The following is a 26,349-nucleotide window of genomic DNA, read 5'->3' as shown; positions in this document are numbered from 1 at the left end:
CAGCCTTGCTGTATCAAGGGTTCAAAGCTGTAGACGGGGAGTGTAAATTTTTTCGCACACCTTTGCCCGGCATTTGCGGACTATTTCTGAGATCAAAACTCAAACTGATGTTGAGAACCGCCGGCATTGCGTTTATCCACATTTTGCCAGCAGCCGTCTTTGACGTTTTTCTCAAGCCGCTCCCAGAGTTGCGCTTCAGGAATGGGCGGGCTGATTAAATAACCCTGGGCCTGATGACAGTAAAACTCACCCAGTTTGCCCAGTTGTTCCGGCGTTTCCACCCCTTCAGCTATCACGGTTCTTCCCAGACTCCTGACGAGGGCAATGGTAGATTCCACAATATTGGCATCTTCCGGATTATCCAGCATGCCGCTGATAAACGACTGATCGATTTTTACGTAATCTACCGGCAGGGATTTCAGGTAACTCAACGACGAATAACCGGTGCCGAAGTCATCGATGGCCACCAGACACCCCATATCCTGCAAGGCTTTGCACACATCAATGGCGGAATCCATATCAGACACCAGCGCGGTTTCTGTCAGCTCCAGCTCCACTTTATCCGGAGCCAGTTCATAGAGCGCCAGTTGCTGGGCCAGAAAATTGGGCAGTGTGATGTCTGAAAACTGTGCAGCAGAGATATTAATTGCCATTTTCAGTTCACTGTAACCGCTTATATTCAGCTCATTGAGAATACGCAAAGAACGGGTGAGTACCCAGTAATCCAGTTCCAGCATAAACGGCGTATTTTCCAGCATGGGAATGAATTCTCCCGGGGAAATATATCCTTTTACCGGATGATACCAGCGGATAAGTGCTTCAAAACCCTCCAGCCGGAAAGTATCAATACTGATTTGAGGCTGCAATGCCAGACTGAACTGATTCTCTCTAAGCGCAACCCTTGCTTCCCGTTCGAGCTCAACTTTACGCATGACCTTAATATTCATCGATGCATCGTAAAGTTTGAAAGAAGCACCTTTCAGTGCTTTGGCTTCATACATGGCAATGTCAGCATGCCGCAACAGCTCCATTGCCGTTGTTTCGGGCTGATTAGTGATGGCAACACCAATACTGGTAGAAACGTAAAACGGCAGGGAATCTACCTGAATAGGCCGCGAAAACACGTTAATCACTGATTTCGCCACCGCTTCCACTTCGCTTTTATCACGAACTTTGCTGAGTAAAATAACAAACTCATCTCCGCCAAAGCGCCCGACCAGGTCGTGTTCACCCACAGCATTGGCTATACGCTCAGAAGCAGCATGAATTAATTTGTCGCCGACATCATGGCCGTGACTGTCATTGACCTTTTTAAAATCATCCAGGTCGAGAAATAACACCGCTGCCAGCCCCTGATCACGGGTGGCGTTCACAATGTGTTTTTCAATCTGAAAGGTCATCATTGTGCGGTTTGGCAGGCCTGTCAGGCCATCGAACATGGCCATGTTTTCAAGCTGGGCGTTCGAAGCTGCAATCTTTGAATCCTGTTCTTCCAGCCGTTCAGCAAGGTTGTGCGCTGTTTCTTCCAGCAAATCGAGTTCATCCGGGAACAGCTTGTCTTTCCATTGACGGCGAAAACTACTGCCATGGGAAAACTCCTGATACCTGTGTTCTGCCAGTAACGGCAGCCGCTCCACCAGCTGAAGCAACTTGGTTTTATATTGGTGGATCAGTAACAGCAGCAAAATAGTAAAGAGAAAGAAAAGTGTGATGGCTGTACCAATAACCATGTTCTGGTAGGTGTTCACCGACTCAACAACCGCCGTAATATCGCGGATAAACAGAATGTAGTAATCCTGTTCAGACATAGGCAACAGGCTCACCAGCAAGCGTTTCTTATCCTGTTTGACCAGCACGCCCCGTTCAACCATCCCTTCAGTGGTGGCATCAGAAGGTGTCGCTGCCAGTACAGTATTGACGATTTGTTGATTCTGATTCGACAACTGACTGACAATTTTTAAATCAATATTGTCAGCGCTGTATCCTTCGTAGCGCACAATGGCAATTTTATAAGCGCTGGAGAACTGGGAAAGTGCTGCCAGAAGTTCACCGAAGCTGGAACTGAGCACCAGCACCGCGATTTGTTGATCTTCTGTCATGATGGGTGCGGTCACGTATCGGTAACACATCTCACGACAATCAAACCGGTTCTGCGGGCGAATTTGATCCCGGGTATGTTGTTCCATTTCCGGTATGAACGCGGGCATCTTGTCACGGTTGCCGGTTATCAGCTTACCGTCTGCATTGAACAGCCACATATCACTGATTTGCAGGCTGACATTCAGCGCATCCTCAGACTCTTTCAAAGCGTTAAGTAATTCCTGCTCTGACAAGGTTTCGGTATGGCCCCAGCGGGAGAAAGTTTCCACCCAGACCAGCAGCCGTACGGTAAACAACTCGTCCATCCATGCCATCTGACGCTGATTTTTAAGCTGGAAGTCTTTGTGCTGCTGCTCGATATTGCTTTGAGACTGCGCAATCAGCATTACCGCGATAGCGACTGTTACAGTAAGCATCATTGCAACAACAATGCTCAGTAATTTGGTGGTAACCGATACTTTAACTTTCATATCAGAACCAGTACATAACCTGTACTGCCCACATTCGCCAGTACTCGGCTATGTCTGGTGTATTCTGAGGGCCGGGAATGCTTGTCAGCCGGCCGGCTCCGTTTACCCAGTGGTGTTCGGCCTGGATACGCCAGTTGGGCCTTGGATCCCACTGAACACCTACCGTAGCGGTTTTCTCATAGCCAAAATAAGCAGGAATGACACCACCGGTTGCCGCTTCAAGCTTTTCACCATCACGGTCATTGCGGTCGGAGACATACATGTCGTATCCCAGCGTCAGGGTAAACTGAGAATTGAGCATGTAACGGATCTGGGCGTATCCCCCTTCCCCTTTATTTTCATCAAAGAAGGCTGGTGAATAGCCGCCGAAATCACGACTGTGATTACGCTGCAGCTCTGCATTAAACTCCCAGTTTTCCGCATAGTAAACCGCAGACAACGTATATAACCTGACAGTCCTTCCGCCCCCGAACAGGTTTTCATTGGCTGATGGATGGTAAGTGAAGTCGGAATCCAGCCAGCTGGCGCCCAGTTGCCAGTCCAGTGACGGCGGCTGCCAGAACACGCTGAACTGATGGGCATAATCCTGCTTCAATTCTCCCTGCGCAAATTCGCCCAGCAACGCTTTTGTCTGATAGCTGCTCATGGGGGAACTGCCGTAACTCCAGTTAATCTTCAGATTTCCCTCGTCAGAGGAGCGGTACAATTGCAGTAACACTCCATCACTGCCCAGCGCTACATCACGGAAATTATCGAAATAAATGGATTGCGGCAGAATGATAGTAGAACGGGTTTGCGGTACATCCCGGGTGGCGGAATATAACCAGTGCGGACTTTTAAAACGGCCCAGGTTGATATTTGCGGTCCAGTTTTCCATATCGGGCAAACGCCAGTCGACAAACAAATAATCAATTCTGGCACCGCGCTCATAGCGATTACCGCCATTCAGATAAACAGCCTGCCCGACCACAGCAAGGGAGGCGTTCATGTCGTAGCGCATGTTTATACCCAACTCAGTGAGGTCAAAGCTGATTTCATCATCTTCATGGATAAAGTCGCTGTCGATTGACTGGCTTATTCCCTGAGAGAGAAACCCGTGCCAGCTGAACGCATCTTCAGCCAGGCACTCCCCGGCGACCAGTGCGGAAAAGAAAAGTACAAAAATTGCAGGAAAAGACTTCATGGTACGGTAACCTCCCTGACGTCCTGCGACCAGGTCCCCTGATACGCATAGCCGACGGCGCCCGGCGTGCTGGCTACGGCTTCCAGCACTTCAGTTTGAGTAGCGAGAGTCTGAGGCCGCTCTCCCTGACCGGAATAAATGATTTGATTCCACAGCCTTTCCAGCTGATAGGGAAACATTTTCAGCACTTGCCGGCAAAAGTCCCGGTGAGCATCTGAATTTGATTCCAGTACATACACCGTAATTTTTGTGCCGTCGGGCCAGTACTGTTTGCGGGCTGAAAAAATATCGCGCACTTCACTGCGGGTAAGTTGATGTTGCTGAATATTTTTATTCAGAATCACTGCCGCTTCAGAAGCATGGGCTGAGAAAGTGAGACACAGGATAATGCAGGCTACAAGCATCCGTAGCAGCGGGGGACCCTGTCTGGTCGCAACGTCCTGGCGGAAGAAAATGAGCAAATGACACCTCATCCTTAAAGAAACGTGTCTGATAGAATTTTGCGTATATACAGTGTAGAGGGTTCTGGCCATTTTGCATGATTTTTTTTGAGGAAAATCACATTCATACAAAATGGCCAATAAATCTACAGCAACTGGTCAACCATTTGAATAACGCTGGCCGTTGAAATACGGGACATCAAGTCCGGTCCTTTTGCTCTTGTTCCCCAAGGCAGTGATTCCCAGGATTTGCCGGTTTGCTCTTTAATACACTCATCGTAAACTGACACGACGTGCTGTAAATCATTGTACGGGCCGGTCCGGCGGGGATTAGAGTGTGCGTATAAACCGATAACCGGAGTGCCGGCCATCGTTGCCATATGCGCAGGGCCGGTATCCGGTGCGATCACCAATGATGCCTGCTCAAGGACGGCCAGCATATCGTGCAATGAAGTTTTACCAACCAGGTCTCGGGCGATATGGCTGGTGCAACGTAAAATGGCATCGGCAAGTTGACGGTCAACCGGCCCGGGGCCACCGCACAGTATCACCGGAATGCCTTTTTCATGCAGGTGGTCAGCAACCGCCGCATAGCGCTCAGGTAACCAGTTTCGTTCAGCTTTGCTTGCGGCAGGGCTGATTACCGCAAAACGGCCATATTCTTCTGCCAGTTCCGCGGCAAATTCAAAAGCACTTTCAGGCAAGGGTAAATCCCACTCAGGCTTTCCGGCAGGAGGCAGACCAAGTGCATCGCCGAAATCCATGAAGCCGTCCAAAACATGCGCATGCTGCCTCGCTTTGACCCTTTTATTAGCAAACAGCCAGTGAAGCTCTTTGCTTCTGGCCCAGTCGAAGCCGATCCTCTCACGGGCTTTGATAACCCTTGATGCCAGATTCGCTCTTAGTGCCACCTGCATCATCAGCAATGCATCAAAATATTCTCCGCTAACGGCTTCGCGCAGGGTATTAACGGCCTGTTTGCCCTGCTTTTTATCGAACACGATAAAACGGACGTCCGGCAACATTTTCATCAGCTCATATTCAATTTTTCCGATGACCCAGGTTAACTCTGCATCCGGCCAGTGTTGTTTTATCCGATGGACTAACGCCGCCGCGTGGCAGACATCGCCAATAGCAGACAACCTCATCAAACAAATCTTTTTCTTCAAGGACCCACCTCTAAAGCTGAAAACTGTGAAATTTTCATTACAATGACCAATTTACCACATTAACGATGTAGCATGGCGATAAAACAAGTGTCAGCAGGCAGTCACCATATCCTGATCTGCGCAGATGAATATCCGCAAATTACACCGCAGTGGTTTGACCCGCAATGGTGGCAGGAAAAAGGTGCTGTTACCGGTCAGGCGAAAGGCCGGGGGACCACGTTATTTCTGGACGTAGATGGAGATGCGCTTGTGCTGCGCCATTATCGTCGCGGCGGATTACCGGGCAAATTGCTTGACGACCAGTATGTGTTTGGCGGACTTGAGGCAACACGTCCCTTTAAAGAACTTCGTTTGCTGTCAGCCATGCGGGACCAGGGTTTGAACGTACCCCGCCCGGTGGCAGCACATGTACAGCGTAGTGGTCTGGTATACCGGGGGGATTTAATTACCGCAATGATTCCTGAAAGTCAGGATCTGCATGCTGTGCTATGCCGCCAACCGTTACCGGAAGATAAATGGTTTGCTACAGGTGTTGCCGTAGCCAGAATGCACCGTGCCGGTGTGTACCATCACGATTTGAATGTGAGAAACGTGATGATAGATAGTCGGGAAGAAATCTGGATCATTGATTTTGATCGCTGTGACTTCCGCGCCGGCGATAAATGGAAAACCCGAAACGTGGCGCGTTTTTTACGCTCACTGGTTAAAGAAAAAAATAAGCATGCCGGATTTCACTGGCAGCAAAGCGACTGGAATGCCTTTCTTGAGGGCTTGCAATCTGTGTGATTGAAAGTCAGCCCGCAGACAGGTAATTTCGTTATCTCTACAGAAAAGAAGACACACTATGCACACACGAGCCATTTACCCGGGCACTTTTGACCCGATAACAAACGGGCATGCAGATTTAATCGAGCGTGCTTCCCAAATGTTTTCACATGTCATTGTGGCTATTGCGTCAAACCCCAGCAAAAAGCCACTTTTCTCGCTGGAAGAACGGGTGGAGATGATTCGTGAAGTCACCAGAGACTTACCTAACGTAGAAGTGCGTGGCTTTACCGGACTGCTTGCCGCGTTCGCGGATGAAATTAACGCTACGATACTTATCCGTGGTTTGCGGGCGGTGTCGGACTTCGAGTACGAATTTCAACTGGCGAATATGAACCGCCGCCTGAATCCGAAATTAGAAAGCGTGTTTCTGACCCCGGCAGAAGAAAACTCGTTTATCTCATCCACACTTGTCAAAGAAGTGGCTTTGCATAAGGGTAAAGTGACTGACTTTTGTCATCCTGTCGTGGAAGAAGCGCTGAAGCAGCGCTTCCACGGTAAGTGATGGCTGGCTAAATGTGATGAACCGTCTGCCGCAGAGATGCGGCAGTCAGAACACGTTGGATGGATTTACGCCGTATTTCTCTATGAAAGCTATTTCTGGCACTCCGGACAGTAAAAGGTATTGCGCTGTCCAATCACCACGCTTTTGATTTCACTGCCACACACTTCACAGTCCTTTCCGGCACGGCCATAGACTCTTAAATGCTGGGCGAAATAGCCCGGATTACCGTCGCTCTGAGCAAAATCTTTCAGTGTGGTACCGCCCTGTTCAATGGCTTTTGCCAGCACTTCTTTAATAGCGGCTGTCAGCAGAACATATCGTTTCGCACTTACCCGTCCGGCTGCACGACGCGGGTCGATACCCGACATAAACAGCGCTTCATTGGCATAGATATTCCCGACTCCCACCACCACGTCATTATCCATGATGAAAGTTTTCACCGGGCTCTTTTTCCCTTTGGCCAGTTCCACCAGCCGTTGCGCATCAAAATCGTCTGTAAGCGGCTCAGGCCCCAGTTTCAGAAGCAGTTTATGCATCTCACCTGTTGGCTGCCATAAACAGGCTCCGAAGCGTCTGGGATCGTTAAAACGCAAGCATTTACCGCTTTTGAGCACAATGTCGATATGGTCGTGCTTAACCGGCGGATGCGTGGCGTCAATCACACGTAATTTCCCGGACATGCCCAGATGCAGCACAATCTCTCCGTTGCCGGTATCTATCAATAAATATTTCGCCCGTCTGCGGATGTTACGGATCTCACAGCCCTCAGCTTTAAAAATATCATCCGGAACAGGCCAGCGAAGCCGCTTATCACGCACAATGATTTTGCTGATTGTCTGATTCATCAGCCAGGGCGAAATGCCGAGGCGGCTTACCTCAACTTCAGGTAATTCAGGCATAGAACATTACTTCCTATTGATCCCAGGGTAGTAAACCGGTGAGTGTAGCATCACTCAGCCGGTACCAGGCATTCTCTGTTTTCACCAGCGTTTTATCTTGTTGGGGATAAAAAGCAAACACAAGGCCGTCAGACTGGCCAGCCAGCCACACCACTGCTACCAGAGGTTCAGTTTGCGGCTCCGCCGACATTTCTTCAGGCTTCAACGTTGCTGAACGCCAGGCGCTGATTTGCTGCGCGGGAGTAGTGACAATCTCCGGGTCCGGAGACACCTGCCGCCAACCTTGTCCGTTTCTGACCAGCTGGCTCTGCCCCTGCTCTATTTTTAATACATAAGCGTCTTGCGGGATCAGGGGCACCACGGCGGGCGCTTTTGCCGATGGCAGAAATGTATCCAGATTGAACAAGGCAATCATCAGCAACATAGAAAATATCACTACGTTGTTCATACCGCGCTGTGAAAGAAAAGCCATATTTTCTCAGTTTTGAAGTTACTTTTATCAGGATAATGGTCAATACCGGAGTCTACGCAAATTCAGAAACGAAAATAGCGTAAAACCGGAGTCAGTGGGCGTTCAGAAACCGTCTGCCGCAGGGATGCGGCAGCCGGGGCCCCATGGATGGGTTTACGCCGTGTTTCTGAACGCCCAGTGACACAGGTAGCTATTTTCGTTTCTGAAGCCCGCCAAGTCCGGTGTATTGCTCTTTCCGGTAAGATTAACGCACTGGAGGCTAAACGCAAAAAACCCGGCAAGAGCCGGGTTTTCGTGGAGACAAAAGCAAGTTTTATTACTTGATTTTTGCCTCTTTGAACATAACGTGCTTACGCACAACGGGATCGTATTTTTTGATCTCCATTTTGCCAGGCATGTTACGCTTGTTTTTGTCAGTGGTGTAGAAGAAACCTGTACCTGCTGAAGAAACTAATTTAATTTTATCACGCATTGTCGGCTTCCTTAGACTTTCTCACCACGGGCACGAAGATCAGTCAGAACTGAATCGATACCCTTTTTATCGATGATACGCATGCCTTTAGCAGACAGACGCAGTTTAACAAAACGGTTTTCGCTCTCAACCCAAAAACGGTGAGTTTGAAGATTTGGCAAAAAGCGACGACGAGTCGCATTGCGCGCGTGCGAACGGTTATTACCAACCGCTGGACGCTTACCAGTAACTTGGCATACTCTTGACATTGTATTTGTCTCCAGAACTACAAAACTGTCGCGCCAATCGATCCCACCTAATAAGTATTCCGGGTCAGTTGACGATATTACGATAAATTAGAGGGCGCATTTTATACAGCAAACAGACGCAGATTTCAATAAAAAAGGCTAAAAACCTTCTTTTCATCGCGACATTTTTTACGCTAACTCATTTTTTAGCCGCGCGCAGACCATGAAAATTCATCCGTCACGCACAATCGGGGGCGCATAATACCACCTAAAATCGATCCTGTAACGATCTGATCGCAGATCTTTTACTCAATGATCAGATCAATCCAGGAATGACGATCGCGCATTCGTGAAATCAATCAGTCTCGCCGGCCGTCTTAACATTTGTCCGCCATCACGTGAAATAGGGATCCAGGGGAACGTACCACGCCCTTTCGCCGGCTTCAGCGTAAATAAATCCAGCGGCACGGAAATATAGAAACCTTTGGTAAAGCTTCCTTCTCCGTACTCTTCTGACGATACATCGGTAAATGCAGCATACGCTCCCACCACAATACCGCTGTCGAAGCGCTTGGCGAAATCGATATTCACCCCTTTGTCCTTAGCAAGGAACTGTCCGGCGCTCACCGTCAGCATGGTGTCATCCAGAAACTCAGGTTCCCAGTAAGCACTGATATGGCCGGTGAAGGCTGTATAGTCCAGGAAACTGAACTGATCATCATAATCACGCTGCTTAACGTAATTTACGTCCACACCAAACGCCAGAGAACTGTCTACAGGACGCCAGAGCACTTCACCACCAGCACCGCCGTACATGGTCTCCAGGTAACCACCGTAAGCCTGGGCGAAGAAATCGTTGCCAAGGCTGTCATTCCACTGCATGAAGGCGGTATCAACCCACAAGTCATTTTCCACATATTCACGCACGTAGGTTCGTACACGGGGAAGGGTTGATGTATCCTGGTCAACGGTAAAGCTGAACTTGTCGAAATTATCGAAGAGTGTGGCGCGGATACTGGAAATTGCGGTCCAGTTCTGGTTTATCGCATAGCCGCCACTCAGGATCAGGCCGCCCTGATAAAGATAAAAATCTTCCGGGTTACCGAATGTCTGGGTATAGAAGAAGTCGACAGAATGGAACAATCCGCTGGTTTTTTCCGGGTCGTACTTATCGAGTACATTGTCTTCCGGCGCCTGTCGTGTGTATGTCTGCTTAATATCTGCTTCGATATCTTCGTATTTAGCAGCCACTTTAAATGCATCCGCATCAATGACAGTATCCACCAGCGGTAAACGACCGGCATTTTCGACGATATGGTAAGACTTCACCGATTCAGGCAACTCAGACGCAGCAATACGCCCAATACGCTCAGCCGCTTCATTTTTATCACGGTATGCAATCTGATTACCGTAGAAAATGGCTTTGTCTTCTTCAATAGAGGCATCAGAAAGAATAAAGCCGCCATCAAATGCCAGGTCACGGTATAAACGGCGCTTATTAACGGAATCCACACCTGCAGCAGGTTTCGACTGCACGATATCTCTGGGCGGCTTATCTATTTTCACCTGTTTAGCTGTGTTCATATTGAAGTGATAAGTCACACCAAATCCGAATGTATTTCCGCGCTGATAGTTTGCAGAGAAGTCGAATCCTTTCCAACGGTAAACAGCACCAATGTTAAAACGGGTATCCTGCTCCAGCGCACCCGCCCGGTCATTGGTATAATTGTTCCCTTCGTATTCCAGCTTGAGGCGCAGAGGCTCCCAGGGAGTCTGATACTCAATACCACCGAACACAGCCATAGGGCCTTTGAAGAATTGCTGATAGTCAACTTTACCGCCCCGGCCGGAGAATCCGGCTGGCCGGTCGCAGTAACTGTCTTTCAGCTTACAGAAAGGATTCGTTATATCGTCGGCGGTGCCCATATAACCCCAGCCCAGGCCAAGGTGAAAGTCGAACGGCCCCCAGGCTTTTGATGCTGTGACATATTCGCTTTCGAAAAAACCGGTGCCACCAAAGTCACGGAAACCCAGCGACACTTCCGGGAAATAAAACCCTTCTTTTAATAATCTGAATTTTACATCAAGACCTTTGTCTTTCAGCGTTTGATCGCCACTGAAACTAGGTGTATCACTGTAAAGCCGGGTACGTACGTCGGTATAGCGGGCAGTGGCCTGCATCCAGTCGTACAACTGTAAATTCACCGACCAGAACCGGTATTCCTGATTGTCGGTGTAATTAATAAATAAGTCACCTTCCTCACCCATCCGCGAAGTCGGTGTCTGAATCAGTCCGGTTCCGCCCTGCACCATCTGTGAAGGCTGAACCTGCAGTGTTACGCTGTCATTACTCATCGCAGCACTACTAAAACAGGCTGCAGCAACAGCTACCGCACAACGTGTGTGCGTTCCTTTAAATTTCATCATGGCAGCACCCTGTGAACAGCAAGACTGGCCACTTTTTCATTTAAATCATCAACGTCAGGCGATAACAACCAGGTAAACAGCGGCACGTAAATTTGACTGCCGGGCATGACTTGAGAATAAGATTTCCCCCAGTACGCGATATTCTGTTTAGTGATTTCTCCGCGGGGGGAAATGACATACACATAATCAGGGTCGGCATAGCCTCTCAGGTTCACCCCTTCAGCGTAATCTGCCGGCGTACTCTGATTGCGGTATTCATATGACCCCGGCGTTTTCACCATGCCACTGAGCCACACGGTATCCGGTCTGCCGGTAAGGTAAATGGCGTAATTCCCTTCCTGAAGCATAGGATTTTGCTTCACGTCAAGCCGGGCCGCGTTCCGGTTCAACTTTACAGGCAGGCGTTTTGCCAGCGTCCAGTTTTCTACCTGTCTTTTAAGGGCGTTCAGTGCAATCGCTTTATCGTCGTTCACACTTAAATCTACAGCTACCGCATCAATGGACTGCAACACGTCTTTGCGCATGGCTTCAACGTCTGCAGTGTTCTCGCTGTAAATAGCACAGGCGGGCCAGTACCAGTCGCCATTTTTTGCGGTTGTCTGCAAAATAAGAGACAGCCTGACCGGATTCAGATAACGGTACTGCTGACCGTTTACTTTTACATTCACCGATGCCAGCGTGGATGCACTGAATAATGAGATAATGATTAGCGCCAACAATGCTTTCATGGCTTCACCTCCTGACCATCAATCAGTCGCTGAGCGCGGCTCAGATACGTCATGGTAATTAACTCTCCGGCCGGCGATAACAGTTGTTCAGATTTCAGCATTTCACCACTTTTATCATCAAACCAGTAACGGTTTATCCACTGTGTCCCCGTTTCATAAAAAGGGCTGGCGCCGTTAAAATTGACTGTTTGTTCAATCAGATATACGGAAAATTCATAATCCATAATCGTTAACTGGCTTGCCTCACTGCGCTGCCAGACAGTTTGTACATCCAGTCCGTAGCCATAATTTTCAATGTCTACCAGATAATCCCATGACAACGCTGCCCCGGTTGGATCAAACAGTGGATTAGCCAAAAGATCTGAGTGATAAATTAAATCGTTTGCGAGTCCGTGGGTTTCGGTAATCACGCCCTTTTGCATGGAAAGTAAGGCATTATCAGCTGATACCCAGGTTTGTGTCTCACCTTCGATATAGGCCAGCGCCATGATGATCTGCACACGATCACCGTGTTTAACGGCCATTAAATCCGCTTTGCTTTGTCTCAGAGTTTCAGAGGAAACGGTGTTGTCAGATTGCGTGAAGGCCAGTTTGAGCGTGTCGTAATAAGCTTTATTCGTGCTGGAACAACCGCTGACCAGTGCTAAGGCGAACAGAGAAGAAAGAATCCTGCGGAACATATTCCTAAACATCTTATTAGTAAAGCGATGAAAAAACGGCGGGGTACACCAGAAATAAAAAAGCCGCTCCGGTTAAGGGGCGGCTTTCAAAATTCATTCAGAACTTACTGAGGTGCGTAAGTATAAGTTACTGTGATAGGAGTAGTAACTGTAATAATTTGCGTACCAGATACAGTAACAGTGTCAGTTACTGTCGTCGTTGAGCCAACACATACACCGTCAACCAGCTCGTCACCATCGTTACAAGTTGGATCTGGATCTACAACGCCATCGTCCAGGTCAGCTGAACCACGGTTGTTGCTCACGATTGCGCCTAATACGCCCAGGCCGATAACACCAGTAGCGATAGAACCGGCAGTCATGCTCCCTTCTGCACCGTTAGAGCTGTTACCAGAGTTGTCTTGTGCAACAGCACCAAAAGCCATGGTTGCACCGATGACTAATGAAATTAATGACTGTTTCATAATTGTCCTTTATTAAAAATCCACCGACGCACTACCCTAAAGCATTTGTCACTAAGTGACTACTCTCCAGGCATAATTTGGTCGTAAAAAATATACGTTTCACATGCTCGTCGCATGGATCGCCGACGATCTGTCAGGATCGTAGACATCAGTATAGCAAGGTTCAAAATTACATCAATCCTTTCTGTGCTAAAGAAAACACAGAATTATCGCCCACGATAAAATGATCTAACACACTGACATCAATAAGATTGAGCGCATGTTTTACATCCCGGGTAAGACGAATATCGGCATCGCTGGGATCTGATACGCCGGAAGGATGGTTATGGACCAGAATGACCGCAGCGGCGTTGTCATCAATGACCTGCTTTACAATCTCACGGGGATAAACGGCTGCTGCATTCAATGTGCCGGTGAAAAGTGTTCTGAAGGCAATAAGATGGTGCTGGCTGTTAAGGCACATAATGGCAAAGTGCTCTTTGTATTCATGACGCAAAGATGCCAGCAGGAAAGCTTCAACATCACTGACATGATTAAATACCGGTCTGGATTTCAACGGGGTTTCCAGCACTCTGCGGGATATTTCCGATACTGCGGCAATTTGTGCATAACGCATATCGCCTACCCCTTTGATATCACATAATCGGGCTTTTTTTGCGCACACCACTTCCCGCAGAGAGCCAAACTCGTCCAGTAAATTCCGCGCGATACACAACGCCCCTGCGCCACCCATACCGCTGCCAAATAGCACTGCCAGCACTTCTGCATCAGAAAGCGCTGCCACGCCTTTTTCAAACAACTTTTCCCTCGGCCTTTCTGCCAGCGGCCATGCTTTTAACCCGGTCATATCTGTTCCTTTATCATACGGAACAACAGCCTACGCGGTATCAAACAAGCTCACTACTGGCTGCAATGCCAGATCGCTCTGTCTACCGGTAACAGAAAACATCTGGTAGGCTTACCGCAATCTTATTGTCTGAAAAATGCACTATGCACTTATTCAATAAAAAAATTCTTCTGGGTGTTACCGGCGGTATTGCTGCCTATAAAACACCGGATCTGGTAAGAAAACTGAAAGCGCAGGGCGCTGACGTGAGAGTGGTACTGACACGTGGTGCAACAGAATTTGTCAGTTCATTATCGTTACAGGCGGTTTCCGGCCATCAGGTTCACAGCGAGTTGCTGGACGAGCAGGCTGAAGCCGGAATGGGTCATATCGAACTGGCGAAATGGGCCGATGTTTTATTGATTGCACCGGCCACGGCGCACTGCATGGCTAAACTGGCGCATGGCCTGGCGGATGACCTGCTTTCAACATTGTACCTTGCAACCACGGCTCAGGTTTTCATTGCTCCAGCCATGAATCAGCAAATGTGGCAGGCACGGGCAACGCAGGATAACCTGCAAAAATTGCAACTTCGTGCCATCCGTTTCATCGGGCCGGCAGCAGGCGAACAGGCATGTGGCGATGTGGGACCGGGCAGAATGGAAGAACCGGAACTTATCGTATCTGCATTAGCCAGTGCCCTGACCGGTAATAAGCTGGAAGGTAAAAAAGTTGTCATTACTGCGGGACCAACCAGAGAGCCCATTGACCCGGTCAGATACTTATCAAATCACAGCAGTGGCAAAATGGGATACGCCGTAGCACAGGCTGCGGCTGAGCAGGGCGCAGAGGTTGTGCTGGTGTCCGGCCCGGTTTCCCTGACAGTCCCCCCCGGGGTAAAACGCATCAGTGTGCAAACTGCTGATGATATGCTCGAAGCAGTCATGAGCGAGATCAACTCAGCGCAAATCTTCATTGCAGCGGCAGCCGTTGCCGATTATCGTATTAATCATCAGGCAGAAAATAAGATTAAAAAATCTGATGATAAGTTAACACTTACTTTTGTTAAAAACCCTGATATTCTTAAGACTGTAGCAGCATTACCCTCTCCGCCGTTTACGGTAGGGTTTGCTGCTGAAAGCCAGAATGTGGAAGCTTATGCGCGGGGCAAACTAGAAAATAAAAACCTCGACATGATTGCTGCGAATGACATCACCCTGGAAGGGCTTGGCTTTAACAGTGACGAAAATGCGCTGCATGTCATCTGGGAAGAGGATGACGTACAGTTGCCTCCGGCGAATAAAACAGAGTTAGCCAAATCGCTAATCGCGCTGGTTGCAAAACATTATAATAATAAACAATCAAATTAATGGTCTGCCGGTCGATAAACCGACATAAGATAATCAAAAACACAGACCACTTTAAAATGGAACCGGGATTGAGAACTGATCCTGAAGCAGAGGAAACACTCGCCTTATGCCTGCTGTAAAGAAAACAAACCGACGGGCCCAGATACTTCAAGCACTGGCCGGCATGCTGGAAACGCACCAGGGCCAGCGTATCACAACCGCGAAACTCGCTGAAAAGGTGGGTGTATCAGAAGCGGCACTCTATCGTCACTTCCCGAGCAAAGCCCGGATGTTCGAAGGGCTCATCGAATTTATTGAAGAAACGTTATTCTCCCGTATCAATAAAATTCTGAACGAGGAAAAGGATTCAGCAGCACGGTGCCAGCTCATTTTGCACTTGTTACTGGGCTTTGCAGAGAAGAATCCCGGCATAACCCGCATCCTGAATGGCGATGCCCTGATGGGTGAACAGGACCGGTTGCGTGCACGGATTGCCAAGTTATTCGAAAGGCTGGAAACCCAACTGAAGCAAATTTTGCGTGAACGCAAGTTACGGGAAGGTAAAACGCTGGCTGCAGACGAAGGTGTAGTAGCTAATATGATGATTTGTTATGTCGACGGCCGGATAAACCAGTTCATCCGCAGTGGTTTTACCCGCAAGCCTACTGAGCAGTTCAACGAACAATGGCAGATGTTCAGACAGGTCTTTATCTGATTTGTCTGTACCGGAAATACAAAGAGCGCGATTCCGCGCTCTTTTTCGTTATGCTTACAAACTCTGAAACTACTGCTTACTGAATGTATTGCCGAAGAAGTCTCCGTCATTCCACTCCGGGCGGTTAGCCTGAGTAGCCAGTGTCAGTCCGATTTCAGCGTTCACACAAGTGAAAGTTTTTGCAGCTTCCCAGTTAAATGGCTGGTTAATATCGTCACTGGGCTTGTGATAATGGGTTGCCAGAAACTCACCGAATTTTTTACTGCCATCTATATCAGGATCTTTAGATGTCAGACCGGGTACCATAAACACCGAAGGCACACCCTGCTTTACAAAAGCATAGTGATCAGAGCGGGTAAACAATGCCTGCTCTGGCCAGGGGTCCGGGCTCAGAGTAATGCCGGCATTGCCTGCTGCCTCTTCTACTGACGCTTTCATGTCGCTGTGACTGGCACCAAATGCAATGACATCGGCAAAGGGATAGGTCAGGATTGGCATATCCAGATTTACGTCAGCCACCATGGATGTTACCGGCACCGTTGGATTACGGGCGAAATAATCAGCGCCCAGCAGCCCTTTTTCTTCGCCGGTTACGGAAACAAACAAAATTGACCGGGCTGGTTTTTCGGGCAATTCACTGAACAGCCTTGCCGTTTCGAGCATCACGGCAGTACCTGAAGCATTGTCCATGGCACCGTTATTGATGTTGTCTTTCTTAACTGTTTTGGCAAAGCCAATATGGTCGGAGTGGGCAGAAAAAACCACATATTCATTTTTAAGGGTTGGATCGCTCCCTTCAATCATACCCACCACATTCGGGCTGGTAATTTGAGAATGCAGACTCTTCTTACTCAGAGAAATAGTACCCGGAATCACAAAACCTGCCGGCGATTTGTCTTCTTCCAGTTCCGCGTAAATATCATTCAAAGAAACAGGAGCATTAGAAAATAGTTGCTGTGCGGCCGGTTCGCTAAGATAAGCACTGCCTTTCAACTGTGCGAACGTGTTCGCCGGTACGCCGTTTTCATCCACCCATGCCATACGGGGAGTATGAATGTAGCTGAGCATATTCTGATACGGGCGTACTTTTTCAGCCACTGGCGTAGAAACCGTTATCATACCAATGGCACCGTGCTGTGCAGCATAAAACTGTTTCTGATAACCCGACGCAAAGTGCGCCCCTTCTTCACTGGGGAAAGAAGCCGGCTTACCGGAAAGTACCACAACAATTTTGCCTTCCACATCCAGACCGGCGTAGTCATCGTGATTCAGTTCATCAGCAATGATGCCATAACCGGCGAAAACCATCTCACCGCTCAGCGCAGAGTCGGTGGCCATTAAATCAGGACCGGTCAAATAATCTTTAGGGTAAGCAAAAGACAACGTCCCGCCTTCCGTCTGATAAGTGAATTCGGGAGATTCCTGCACCAGACTGGCCTTGCGGAAAGGTACTGGTTGCATAAAGCCATCCGTACCGGCCGGTTTGAGACCATATTTGGCAAATTCGGTGGCAATATATAACGCAGCAATATCATGTCCGCGGGAACCGGTATCACGGCCTTCCAGCAAATCATCAGCAAGGAAAAACAGGTGAGATTTGATTCTGTTCGTGTCAGGATTGAAATGGCTGTTAACGGCATCATCCTGCGCCGCCACACCCGTAACAGCAGACGCAGCGAACAGCCCGCTCAGGATTAATTTTCTTATCATAATCATCTTCAAAATTGCATAAACCACGGGCATGTTAACCCGGAAGATGATTTAAGCAAGGCGATTAACCCTATCCCTTGATACTTCCATGGTTTACGCTACGCTCAATAGAAGTACACACTAATGCGACCGCTATGCCAAGAAGCGCACAATACGATATAGACGAGATACTCGGACAAGCTGTGGACATATTCCTTGAATATAGTTTCCACGGCGCCATCATGGATGAAATTATCGCCCGCACCTCTTTTAACCGGCGCGGTTTTTATCTGGAATTTGGTTCTAAACAACAGTTCCTGTACAAAGTTTTAGAGCATTATCAGAAAACTCAGCTGATGCCCGTAGTCAGTGAACTGGAAAACCACCACGGCATCACCGCCATCAATACTTTCTTTTTGCGATATATCCCCCTGGTCTATGGCAGAGGCTGTTTATTGATTAACTGTGTTTGCGAACTGGGGAAACAGGATCCCACAATCAGAGAAATGGGAAGACACTATCTGGACCGTCTGCAACTCGATTTTATCGGTTGTCTGGAAAAAGCCAAATTGTCAGGGGAAATAAAACCGGACATCAATATTGAGTCTGCAGCTCTTCAGCTTACCAGCTATGTTCAGGGTTTTGCCGTAAACGGCATCCTTGCTGAAAACCGTGAAGAGATGGTCATTGCCACAGAAGCGCTGCTAACCCCGTTGCAGGTTTAACAGAAAACCGTAAAATCATGCTCCCGAATGTGCATTTCAGGTTTTCAATTTCATGAGTAGTAACGACCCTTTGTACCGCATCCAGTTTGTCAGTAACGGCGAACGCTATGAGTTATATGTGAGGGAATTAAGTCAGGACAGTATGTTCGGCTTTGTAGAAATTGGTGATTTTGTCTGGGATACTCATACCAGTCTCGTGGTTGATCCCAGCCATGAGAAACTGAAAACAGAGTTTTCAGATGTCGAAAGGACGTATGTACCTATGCACAATGTGTTACGCATTGATGCTGTAAAAAAACAGGGCACGGCAAAAATCACGCAACTTTCTGAAAAAGTAACCGCGTTCCCAAGCCCGATTTACACGCCGAAGAAAGACTGAATTTCCTTAACTGACCGGAGTTGTTGCTTTGCTGGCTTTTAGTATTATTGCAGTATTAGTTTTAATCCTGATATTTTTTGTGCTTAAAGTGCAAAGCTTACAGAAATTAGTCAATTCAAATAAGCATCAGGCAAAGCAAAATGCCAGTAAAGCCAATAGTGCTTTTGACACTTTGAGTACTACGGCCAAATCTTTGCAGCAAATCTTTATCGAAAGGGTTGAATCCGCCAGTAGCAAAGGCCTTATCAGTGGCAAAAAATATGATGTTTTAATTTTGATTGTGTCCTCATCTGCAAAAATTATTTTTGATAATTGTGAGAAGGGACATTCAATTGAAGAAGGGCTCAATATCGCTTTGCGTGATACCGAACTTTCTATGGAAGACATCAAAAGCTTTATTCAGGAACAACCTAATGATGTACGTATCAGTTGGGTTAAAAATACCGCCGATGGCTTTATTAAAGCCTGTGATCTTATGACATCAGGGTTACTGGCTCCCCGCGCCTCTTCTTCCGCGTCTGAATAACATTGCTTTAGAAAACAATCACTCTGTTGAAAGATAAACAGGTGTCTTGATCACTGTTTATTTCTGCCTATAATACTGTATATATATACAGGTAAATTATTATGGCAAATTCGCTTTCTCTGGTTGAAATGCCCCCCGGAGTCTGGCGTGGCAGTCAGGCTCAGATGAAACAAAGCCGTCTGCTTCCGACGGGATTCACTCATTTTGATTCAGCATTGTCTGGAGGCTTCCCTGCATCCGGGGTAATCCGAATCGTGTGTCTGCCGGGTTGCGGTGAATTGTCATTTCTCAAATCTGTATTCAATTCATTACAAGCTGAAACGCTGGCGGTGTTTATTAATGCGCCCGGTATGCTTACCGCCCCCTGGCTGAACCGGACCGGCTTTAATCCTTCTGACTGCAAACTTGTCACCGCACCGGATGATTTGAGTGGCTGGGCAACGGAAGAAGCCATCAAATCTGATGCCTGCTCACTCGTGTGCTGCTGGACAAAATCTATCCTCCCCGGACAGGCCCGGCGGCTTCAGGTGGCGGCGGCTCAGCATGAATGTATGGTGCTACTTTTCGAGCACCCTGTGAATGTACAACACCCGCTTCCCATCGCCTTAGATTTACTTTTTATGCCGGCAACTGAAGGTTTTGAAGTGAATATCAATAAGCAATTGAAAGGCTGGCCAGTCTTGGGAGTAAAAGAGCGCTTTAAATACACGCCGGATAACAGTGCTATTGCATCAGCAATGTCCCGTTTTAACCGTCTGCCGGAGCAGGATGGTGCCCGTCATGGCTGATCAGCGCTGGCTGTATGTATACTGTTACCGGCTGACGCTGGATAACGCACTGCATGCAGGAGCCACTGACAACAGTTTACCTGTTGCGGTTTACCACCAGAAACGCAATGCCCTTATTCAGTTAAACCGGACTGCCCGTGCAGCAGGCATTGAGCAGGAAATGGGACTGGCTCAGGCCGCGGCCTTATGTGAAAACCTGGAGCTCATCGATTACGATGAATCCATGGAATTGTCATTACTGAAAAATCTGGCCTCTCAACTTTATGAGTGTGTCGCAGAGATCTCAGTAAGCCCGCCGGATGGACTGGCAATACGTATCGATAATCTGGTGCGCTATTACGGCAGCTACGAACAAATATGGGAGGCCGTAAAAGCAGTGATCCTCTCACGCAACATACGGTGTCATTATGCTTCAGCATGGAGCCCGGACGCGGCCAGCGTACTTGCAAGGCAAAAAACAAACATTCTGCTGCTGGAGAACGCATCAATTCGCCGCGCCCTGAATGATCTTCCCGTTTCTGCATTACTGCTCAGTCAGAAAGAGAGTCATGCGTTATACAGAGCGGGCATAAAACACCTGGGAGCCCTGTTTGAATTACCAGCCACTGAAATTGGTAAGCGCTTTAACAGCGATTTACTCAAATATCTGTTCTCACTGAAAGGAGACAGTTATCGTGCAGGACCGTTTTATCATCCGCCTGCGACCTTCGAACAAACGGTTATTCTGCCTTTTGAAGTAACCGGTACAGATAAACTGAATGCGTACCTCGGTAAAATTTTGAAGGATTTAGGCATTTTTCTGCGACTCCGGAATGCCGGCACGCAGTGGCTCATCCTAACCCTCTGTTACAGAGAAACAGACCCTGTAACGCTGGATATCAGAAAATCAGATCTTCGCTTCAGCTTTGATGAATGGGCGAACCTGATTGCCCTTAAACTGGAAACGACAGAACTGGCAGAACCGGTTATTCAATTCACATTATGTGCCGGTGAAATCAATGAATATGCCGGTACAGAAGCCGACTTTTTTAATGCCAGGAAGCATTTCTTCGCCCGCCAGCAATTACTGAGTAAACTCACCGCCCGGTTGGGTAATCAGGCAGTTTCTGACGCCGCCTGGCCGGAGGACCACCGGTTTACGATGGCAAAAGCGCCCCGCTCTCACGCTTTCAGTGAACAGGCTGCACAACATATTCCTGCCTTTATTTTATCTCAGCCACAACGCCTGACAGGAACGCCTAAAATTGAGTTCGGCCCGGTGAGAATAGAAAGCGGTTGGTGGGACAATGCACCGGAACAAAGAGATTACTTCATCGCGCTGAATCAACACGGTCAGCGCATGCAGATATTCAGGGAACAGGGTGGATGGTACATCAGCGGCTGGTATGCCTGAATGCAATATGCAGAACTCGTTACTCAAAGTAACTTCAGTTTTCTTTATGGTGCGTCTTCACCGGAAGAACTGGTAACCACAGCAGCATTCCTGAGCTACCAGGCTATTGCTATTACTGATGAATGTTCTGTGGCTGGTATTGTGCGGGCGCACAGCGAGATATCGCGCCATCACTTACCGGTAAAACTGATCAGCGGAAGCCTGTTTAATTTCGGCGAATCATTACAATTTGTGCTGCTCTGCCCGGATAAAAAAGCATGGAGCGAACTGTGCCGTATCATCACCAACGCCAGACGTCGCAGTCCCAAAGGAGAATATGCGCTGGCAGAGTGGGACATCAAATCTGTCCGGCACTGTATTATCATCTGGCTTCCTCACCTTAGTGATGAAGAAAATGTCCGCTGGGGAGAATGGTTCAAACGCTTTCATCCTGAAAGAACATACATCGGCGCGGTCCGTCACCTTGATGGCAGGGACCATCTTCGTTTCGCTCAGTATGAGGCACTTCATGATAGTTTTTCACTGCCAGTAACAGCGTGTACCCACGCCCTTTTTCATCACAGCGAGCGGCTTGCATTACAACATGTCATGCACGCTATGAAAGAAAATACCACGGTAGACAAACTGGGTCTTAATGCTGTCTCAAATGCAGAAAGAGCACTCCGTCCGCTAAGTAAATTACAAAAGCTGTATCCGGCAGCCTGGCTTGCAACCGCATCCAGAATTGCGTCGCAATGTGTATTTAGTCCTGACGAACTCAAATATCAATATCCTTCTGAACTGGTTCCGGCTGGTTATAACGCAACAAGCTGGCTGAGGAAATGCGTCGAAGAAGGCATTTCAAGGCGATTTCCGGAGGGGATATCTGACTGTGTGCGGGCCATCATAGAAAAAGAGCTGACACTGATAGAGGAACAGCAATACGAATATTTCTTTCTGACCATTTACGACATTGTTCAGTTTGCTGCCGCTAACGATATTTTATATCAGGGTCGTGGCTCTGCTGCGAACTCGGTAGTGTGCTATTGCCTTGAAATCACCGCTGTCGATCCCAGACAGATAAATGTGTTATTTGAGCGCTTCATTTCTAAAGAAAGAAATGAGCCACCGGATATTGATGTGGATTTTGAACACAGCCGGCGGGAAGAAGTCATTCAGTATATTTATAGCAAATACGGCCGTGAACGCACAGCGCTGGCAGCGACAGTAATCAGCTTCAGGTTTAAAAGCGCATTTCGCGAAACAGGTAAGGCGCTGGGTTTTCCCGAATCTCAACTGGATTATGTGATTAAAAATATAAACCGGCGAGACAGAGCCGTGCCCTGGCAAACTCAAATTGAATCCTGCGGTTTAAATCCGCTATACCCTAAGGTGAGTCAGTTAATCAGCTTAACTGAACAAATTACGGGTTTCCCGAGGCACCTGTCTCAGCATGTGGGAGGGTTTGTCATTTCAGCCGGTCCGTTATATGAACTGGTACCTGTTGAAAATGCTGCGATGGCGGACCGCACTGTCATTCAATGGGACAAAGATGATTTAGAAACCTTAGGGTTACTGAAAGTCGATGTTCTTGCTTTAGGCATGTTAACCGCCATCCGGAAGACCTTCGCCCTGCTAAACCGTCAGTTTCCGGTGCCGGTATCGATACCGTTTATCACCGCACTGGGCGATGATCAGCAAGTCTACGATATGATTTGTAAAGCCGATACAGTGGGCACATTCCAGATTGAGTCCCGTGCACAGATGACCATGCTGCCGAGGCTCAGGCCACGTTGTTATTATGATTTAGTGGTGCAGATAGCTATTGTCAGGCCGGGGCCGATACAGGGCGATATGGTGCATCCTTACTTACTGCGTCGTCATGGCAAAGAAGCCGTATCTTATCCGTCAGAGGAAGTCAGACAGGTACTATCCAGAACCATGGGCGTGCCTATTTTTCAGGAACAGGTTATTCAACTGGCGATGGTCGCTGCCGGCTTTTCGGGCGGGGAAGCCGATCAGCTTCGCCGTGCTATGGCGAGCTGGAAAAAAGATGGCCGCATTTACGAATTCCGGGACAGGCTGATTAAAGGCATGACGGAACGGAACTACGAACCGGCTTTTGCGGAACAGCTTTTTGAACAAATAAAAGGTTTCGGGGGTTACGGGTTTCCCGAATCGCATTCAGCCTCTTTCGCTGTACTGGCCTACGTATCCTGCTGGTTGAAATGCTATTTCCCGGCAGAGTTTTATGTTGCCCTGCTCAACAGTTTACCTATGGGCTTTTATTCGGCTTCACAACTGGTTCAGGATGCCAGACATCATGAGATCACTGTGTTACCGGTCTGTGTAAATGCGTCGGACTTTGATCACAAGATAGAGCTGAAGGCAGGGATTAAGCAAATCCGGCTCGGACTACGACTGGTGAAAGGATTATCAGAAAATGGCGCTGTATTGCTTGAATCTAAGAGACCTGAAGAAGGTTACCGGAGTTTAACTGAACTTAAGATGTCCGGTTTGACGGAATCTGATTTGTCCTCTCTGGCCAGTGCGGATGCTTTTTTCAGCATATCCGGTAATCGTTACCGTGCAAGATGGCAAATGATGGATAAGCACAGCACAATGCCTTTATTCACTGCTCAGAATGAGCAACTGCCCTTCGATTTTGCACCGGATGACAAAGACGCATTGCTGGAAGATTATGCGTCAACAACATTATCGTTAAAGCAACATCCGGTTGAGCTTATCCTGCGAGACTATTCTGTCAGGCAACTGACATTGGCGCGGGAGTTAATTAACAGACCCAACAAATCTGTAGTACACGTACTGGGTTGCGTTACATGCAGACAAGCCCCCGGCACGGCATCCGGCGCGACGTTTTTTACCCTTGAAGATCACACCGGCAACATGAATGTGGTTGTCTGGCAAGCTACCGCCAGACATCAGCATCAGGCATATCTCAAATCACAGATCCTGCAAATTGATGGCATTCTTGAACGTTCACCCGAAGGGGTTATTCACATTATTGCGGGAAAGCTGACTGACAGAAGTAGCTGGCTGGATACATTGAATTCAGGAGCAAGAAACTTCCACTAAACTTTTTATGCTGTTTTCTACTATGAAAGATTTACTTAGCTTTACACTAACTTACAAACATCCTTGAATGTTTGTTTTCAAACCTCCATTTATCTCCCTGTAAATTGGCGCATTTTTTATTGGTGAGCATTTTGCAAACGTGTTTACACAAACATGTTGCAATACTCAGGAGGAACACATGTTTTCATTTTTCAGATACAGTTTATTTGCCGCGTTCTTGTCCGGCATCACATTCTCTTCAATGGCAGGCCAGTCTGTAGCGATCGATTATCTTCATGGCTTTGATGACATTAAAGGTGTCAGAGTTGCTTATCGTCCCGTTACCACATCTTTGTATACCGACTGGTTTGGAGACATCAAACTATATTGGGAGGCAAGCTTTAATGTTTGGGAATACGGCCGTTATAATGATCACGACACCAATCTGGCACTGGCGCTTTCTCCGGTTTTGGTAAAGCAAATTTCAACGGTATACGACAAGTATCCGTTGTATCTTGAAGCAGGTATCGGGGCAAGTCTGGTTAATGACCGTCATTTTGCCGGAAAGAACATTGGTTCACATTATCAGTTTGAAGATCGTCTCGGACTACTCCTTAGTTTAGATGAACAAGAAGTCAATCAACTCGCTCTGAGGTACATGCACTATTCCAATGGCGGACTGAACAGCGATAATCCCGGTCTGGACTTCCTGAACGTGTCCTATTCATACCATTTTTAGTTACATAAATTTTGTTGCCGGTTTGTAAACCGGCACTTGCAATTGCTTATTGATTCCATAAAATATGGTCAATTTTCAAGCACTCTTAATCAGAGTAAGCACCGGCATGAACAGTGTTATTTAAAAAGAATAAACAGCCGCTAAAGCGCCTTTCATCACTTGCTTTGCTCTTGTCATCCTTTATTAATCCAAGCCCGCCGGCAAAGGCAGAAACCTACATTGTAGGGCTGCAAAACTTTGATTATTACCCTCATTATAATTTCACCTCAGATCAGGACAGAGGCTTCATCTGGGCAGTTCTCGAGCTTTATGCCAGTGAGTCCGGTCATACATTCATTTATCAGACAATGCCTGTTCCACGCCTGCAGATAGAGTTGGCTAAAGGCACGGTTGATTTGATATATCCCGATAACTCAATCTTTCATCCGGGTATTACTGAATCAACTGAAAAACACTACTCTGTGGATGTGGTGAAAACTTTAAGCGGTGCAATTATTAAACGCACCAATGTGAACATGGAAATCAATGAAGTTTCAAAAGTGAGTTTACCATTTGGCTTTACCCCACTTGACTGGAAGGGTAAAGAGAAAAACGGTGACATTGATTTTGTAGAGACTGAGGACAGCCTGTCAGCGCTGCAATTGGTTGAGCAGGGTAAAACCGATGTGGCAGAAGTCGATTATTTCGTTACCAGCTATTTATCTGAAGCAAACCCCACTATTGGCGAGTTCACTTTGTCGCCGGTTCTGCCACACAATATCGTTGGTTTTAAGCTTGCGAGCATAAAGCAACATGGGCTTATCAAACAGATTAATGACTTTCTGACCGGCAATGAATCACGTATTGATGAATTGAAATTGAAGTATGGTATTCATGATCCTGAAAACCTGATCAAAGATATTCAGTCAGCTTATGTCAGAAGTGAGTGACCATAACGAATTGAAGAGTCTTGTATTACACAAATAGATGCTTGAGTCAGAAACGAAAAAAGCCCGCTCAGATGAGCGGGCTTCTTAATTGGGAGCCTGACGGTGTGCTACTCTCACATGGGGAGACCCCACACTACCATCGCCGCTAACGCGTTTCACTTCTGAGTTCGGAATGG

General features: G+C 47.7%; 26 protein-coding genes and 1 rRNA gene. 12 read left to right on the top strand and 15 right to left on the bottom strand.

Features of this window, described 5'->3' with window-relative positions; genetic code table 11:
* Positions 1 to 92: 92 nt before the first annotated feature.
* The 4 genes from ACXAG2_RS20275 to ACXAG2_RS20260 all read right to left on the bottom strand — a co-directional run bounded on the left by ACXAG2_RS20275 (position 93) and on the right by ACXAG2_RS20260 (position 5,341).
* Entirely contained in the window at positions 93 to 2,570 is a 2,478-nt protein-coding gene (locus ACXAG2_RS20275; RefSeq protein WP_474870004.1) for a putative bifunctional diguanylate cyclase/phosphodiesterase, read from the bottom strand.
* A gap of 1 nt (position 2,571) precedes the next feature.
* Complete coding sequence (locus ACXAG2_RS20270) at positions 2,572 to 3,753, bottom strand: hypothetical protein (RefSeq protein WP_474870001.1); 1,182 nt, start codon at positions 3,751 to 3,753, stop codon at positions 2,572 to 2,574.
* On the bottom strand, positions 3,750 to 4,157 hold the full coding sequence (locus ACXAG2_RS20265) for a hypothetical protein (RefSeq protein ID WP_474869999.1): 408 nt from the start codon (positions 4,155 to 4,157) through the stop codon (positions 3,750 to 3,752). The genes ACXAG2_RS20270 and ACXAG2_RS20265 overlap by 4 nt, the downstream gene beginning before the upstream one ends.
* 182 nt (positions 4,158 to 4,339) lie before the next feature.
* On the bottom strand, positions 4,340 to 5,341 hold the full coding sequence (locus ACXAG2_RS20260; RefSeq protein WP_474870046.1) for a glycosyltransferase family 9 protein: 1,002 nt from the start codon (positions 5,339 to 5,341) through the stop codon (positions 4,340 to 4,342).
* A gap of 93 nt (positions 5,342 to 5,434) precedes the next feature.
* Between ACXAG2_RS20260 and ACXAG2_RS20255 the strand changes: the two genes are divergently transcribed.
* Together ACXAG2_RS20255 and coaD are read left to right on the top strand one after the other, a co-directional pair.
* Positions 5,435 to 6,148, top strand: coding sequence for a 3-deoxy-D-manno-octulosonic acid kinase (locus ACXAG2_RS20255; RefSeq protein WP_303573157.1), 714 nt, complete (start codon positions 5,435 to 5,437; stop codon positions 6,146 to 6,148).
* Positions 6,149 to 6,206: 58 nt separating this feature from the next.
* Positions 6,207 to 6,692, top strand: a complete 486-nt coding sequence (coaD, locus tag ACXAG2_RS20250; protein ID WP_119499466.1) for a pantetheine-phosphate adenylyltransferase — start codon at positions 6,207 to 6,209, stop codon at positions 6,690 to 6,692.
* An 89-nt stretch (positions 6,693 to 6,781) separates the two neighbouring features.
* On the opposite strand, the gene mutM is transcribed toward coaD, so the two are convergent.
* The 9 genes from mutM to radC form a co-directional block, all read right to left on the bottom strand.
* Entirely contained in the window at positions 6,782 to 7,591 is an 810-nt protein-coding gene (gene mutM / locus ACXAG2_RS20245; protein ID WP_474869996.1) for a bifunctional DNA-formamidopyrimidine glycosylase/DNA-(apurinic or apyrimidinic site) lyase, read from the bottom strand.
* Positions 7,592 to 7,604: 13 nt separating this feature from the next.
* On the bottom strand, positions 7,605 to 8,063 hold the full coding sequence (locus tag ACXAG2_RS20240) for a hypothetical protein (protein WP_474869994.1): 459 nt from the start codon (positions 8,061 to 8,063) through the stop codon (positions 7,605 to 7,607).
* 316 nt (positions 8,064 to 8,379) lie between these two features.
* Entirely contained in the window at positions 8,380 to 8,535 is a 156-nt protein-coding gene (gene rpmG, locus ACXAG2_RS20235; protein ID WP_012516577.1) for a 50S ribosomal protein L33, read from the bottom strand.
* Positions 8,536 to 8,546: 11 nt separating this feature from the next.
* Positions 8,547 to 8,783 (bottom strand): 50S ribosomal protein L28, encoded by a 237-nt coding sequence (rpmB, locus tag ACXAG2_RS20230; RefSeq protein ID WP_474869992.1) that lies wholly within the window; start codon positions 8,781 to 8,783, stop codon positions 8,547 to 8,549.
* A 300-nt stretch (positions 8,784 to 9,083) separates the two neighbouring features.
* A complete protein-coding gene (locus ACXAG2_RS20225) occupies positions 9,084 to 11,189 on the bottom strand; it encodes a YjbH domain-containing protein (protein WP_474869989.1) in 2,106 nt (701 codons plus the stop codon).
* Complete coding sequence (locus tag ACXAG2_RS20220) at positions 11,186 to 11,917, bottom strand: capsule biosynthesis GfcC family protein (protein ID WP_474869987.1); 732 nt, start codon at positions 11,915 to 11,917, stop codon at positions 11,186 to 11,188. Before ACXAG2_RS20220 ends, ACXAG2_RS20225 begins: the two co-directional genes overlap by 4 nt.
* Positions 11,914 to 12,597 carry a YjbF family lipoprotein gene (locus tag ACXAG2_RS20215; RefSeq protein WP_474869985.1) on the bottom strand — a complete coding sequence of 228 codons (684 nt, stop codon included), beginning with the start codon at positions 12,595 to 12,597 and terminating at the stop codon, positions 11,914 to 11,916. Before ACXAG2_RS20215 ends, ACXAG2_RS20220 begins: the two co-directional genes overlap by 4 nt.
* A gap of 104 nt (positions 12,598 to 12,701) precedes the next feature.
* The gene (locus tag ACXAG2_RS20210; RefSeq protein WP_474869982.1) at positions 12,702 to 13,061 is read right to left on the bottom strand and encodes a hypothetical protein; all 360 of its coding nucleotides are present in this window, start codon (positions 13,059 to 13,061) and stop codon (positions 12,702 to 12,704) included.
* Positions 13,062 to 13,230: 169 nt separating this feature from the next.
* Positions 13,231 to 13,908, bottom strand: coding sequence for a RadC family protein (radC, locus tag ACXAG2_RS20205; protein WP_474869980.1), 678 nt, complete (start codon positions 13,906 to 13,908; stop codon positions 13,231 to 13,233).
* A 143-nt stretch (positions 13,909 to 14,051) separates the two neighbouring features.
* Here radC and coaBC point away from each other — a divergent pair, with 143 nt between their 5' ends.
* Positions 14,052 to 15,257 (top strand): bifunctional phosphopantothenoylcysteine decarboxylase/phosphopantothenate--cysteine ligase CoaBC, encoded by a 1,206-nt coding sequence (gene coaBC / locus ACXAG2_RS20200; RefSeq protein WP_474869978.1) that lies wholly within the window; start codon positions 14,052 to 14,054, stop codon positions 15,255 to 15,257.
* A gap of 106 nt (positions 15,258 to 15,363) precedes the next feature.
* Complete coding sequence (slmA, locus tag ACXAG2_RS20195; protein WP_119499458.1) at positions 15,364 to 15,951, top strand: nucleoid occlusion factor SlmA; 588 nt, start codon at positions 15,364 to 15,366, stop codon at positions 15,949 to 15,951.
* 69 nt (positions 15,952 to 16,020) lie between these two features.
* Here the strand turns inward: slmA and ACXAG2_RS20190 are convergent, their stop codons facing one another.
* On the bottom strand, positions 16,021 to 17,661 hold the full coding sequence (locus ACXAG2_RS20190; protein ID WP_474869976.1) for a M28 family metallopeptidase: 1,641 nt from the start codon (positions 17,659 to 17,661) through the stop codon (positions 16,021 to 16,023).
* 134 nt (positions 17,662 to 17,795) lie between these two features.
* Here ACXAG2_RS20190 and ACXAG2_RS20185 point away from each other — a divergent pair, with 134 nt between their 5' ends.
* From ACXAG2_RS20185 to ACXAG2_RS20150, 8 genes are all read left to right on the top strand, one after another.
* On the top strand, positions 17,796 to 18,365 hold the full coding sequence (locus ACXAG2_RS20185; RefSeq protein ID WP_119499457.1) for a TetR/AcrR family transcriptional regulator: 570 nt from the start codon (positions 17,796 to 17,798) through the stop codon (positions 18,363 to 18,365).
* A 52-nt stretch (positions 18,366 to 18,417) separates the two neighbouring features.
* Positions 18,418 to 18,744 (top strand): DUF1820 family protein, encoded by a 327-nt coding sequence (locus tag ACXAG2_RS20180; RefSeq protein WP_303573149.1) that lies wholly within the window; start codon positions 18,418 to 18,420, stop codon positions 18,742 to 18,744.
* 28 nt (positions 18,745 to 18,772) lie between these two features.
* On the top strand, positions 18,773 to 19,270 hold the full coding sequence (locus ACXAG2_RS20175; RefSeq protein ID WP_474869974.1) for a hypothetical protein: 498 nt from the start codon (positions 18,773 to 18,775) through the stop codon (positions 19,268 to 19,270).
* Positions 19,271 to 19,371: 101 nt separating this feature from the next.
* Positions 19,372 to 20,058 carry a hypothetical protein gene (locus tag ACXAG2_RS20170; protein WP_474869972.1) on the top strand — a complete coding sequence of 229 codons (687 nt, stop codon included), beginning with the start codon at positions 19,372 to 19,374 and terminating at the stop codon, positions 20,056 to 20,058.
* The gene (locus ACXAG2_RS20165; protein ID WP_474869970.1) at positions 20,051 to 21,451 is read left to right on the top strand and encodes a Y-family DNA polymerase; all 1,401 of its coding nucleotides are present in this window, start codon (positions 20,051 to 20,053) and stop codon (positions 21,449 to 21,451) included. The genes ACXAG2_RS20170 and ACXAG2_RS20165 overlap by 8 nt, the downstream gene beginning before the upstream one ends.
* Entirely contained in the window at positions 21,452 to 24,526 is a 3,075-nt protein-coding gene (locus tag ACXAG2_RS20160; protein ID WP_474869968.1) for an error-prone DNA polymerase, read from the top strand.
* Positions 24,527 to 24,704: 178 nt separating this feature from the next.
* Positions 24,705 to 25,244, top strand: coding sequence for an acyloxyacyl hydrolase (locus ACXAG2_RS20155; protein WP_303573145.1), 540 nt, complete (start codon positions 24,705 to 24,707; stop codon positions 25,242 to 25,244).
* 113 nt (positions 25,245 to 25,357) lie between these two features.
* Complete coding sequence (locus tag ACXAG2_RS20150) at positions 25,358 to 26,173, top strand: hypothetical protein (protein ID WP_474869965.1); 816 nt, start codon at positions 25,358 to 25,360, stop codon at positions 26,171 to 26,173.
* Between the two features lie 94 nt (positions 26,174 to 26,267).
* Here the strand turns inward: ACXAG2_RS20150 and rrf are convergent.
* A 5S ribosomal RNA gene (rrf, locus tag ACXAG2_RS20145) occupies positions 26,268 to 26,349 on the bottom strand; the annotation flags it as partial.

The organism is Alteromonas sp. ABH4_456, from assembly GCF_056160645.1.
Note: the sequence above shows the minus strand (reverse complement) of the source record. Positions and strands in the feature narration are given on the sequence as shown.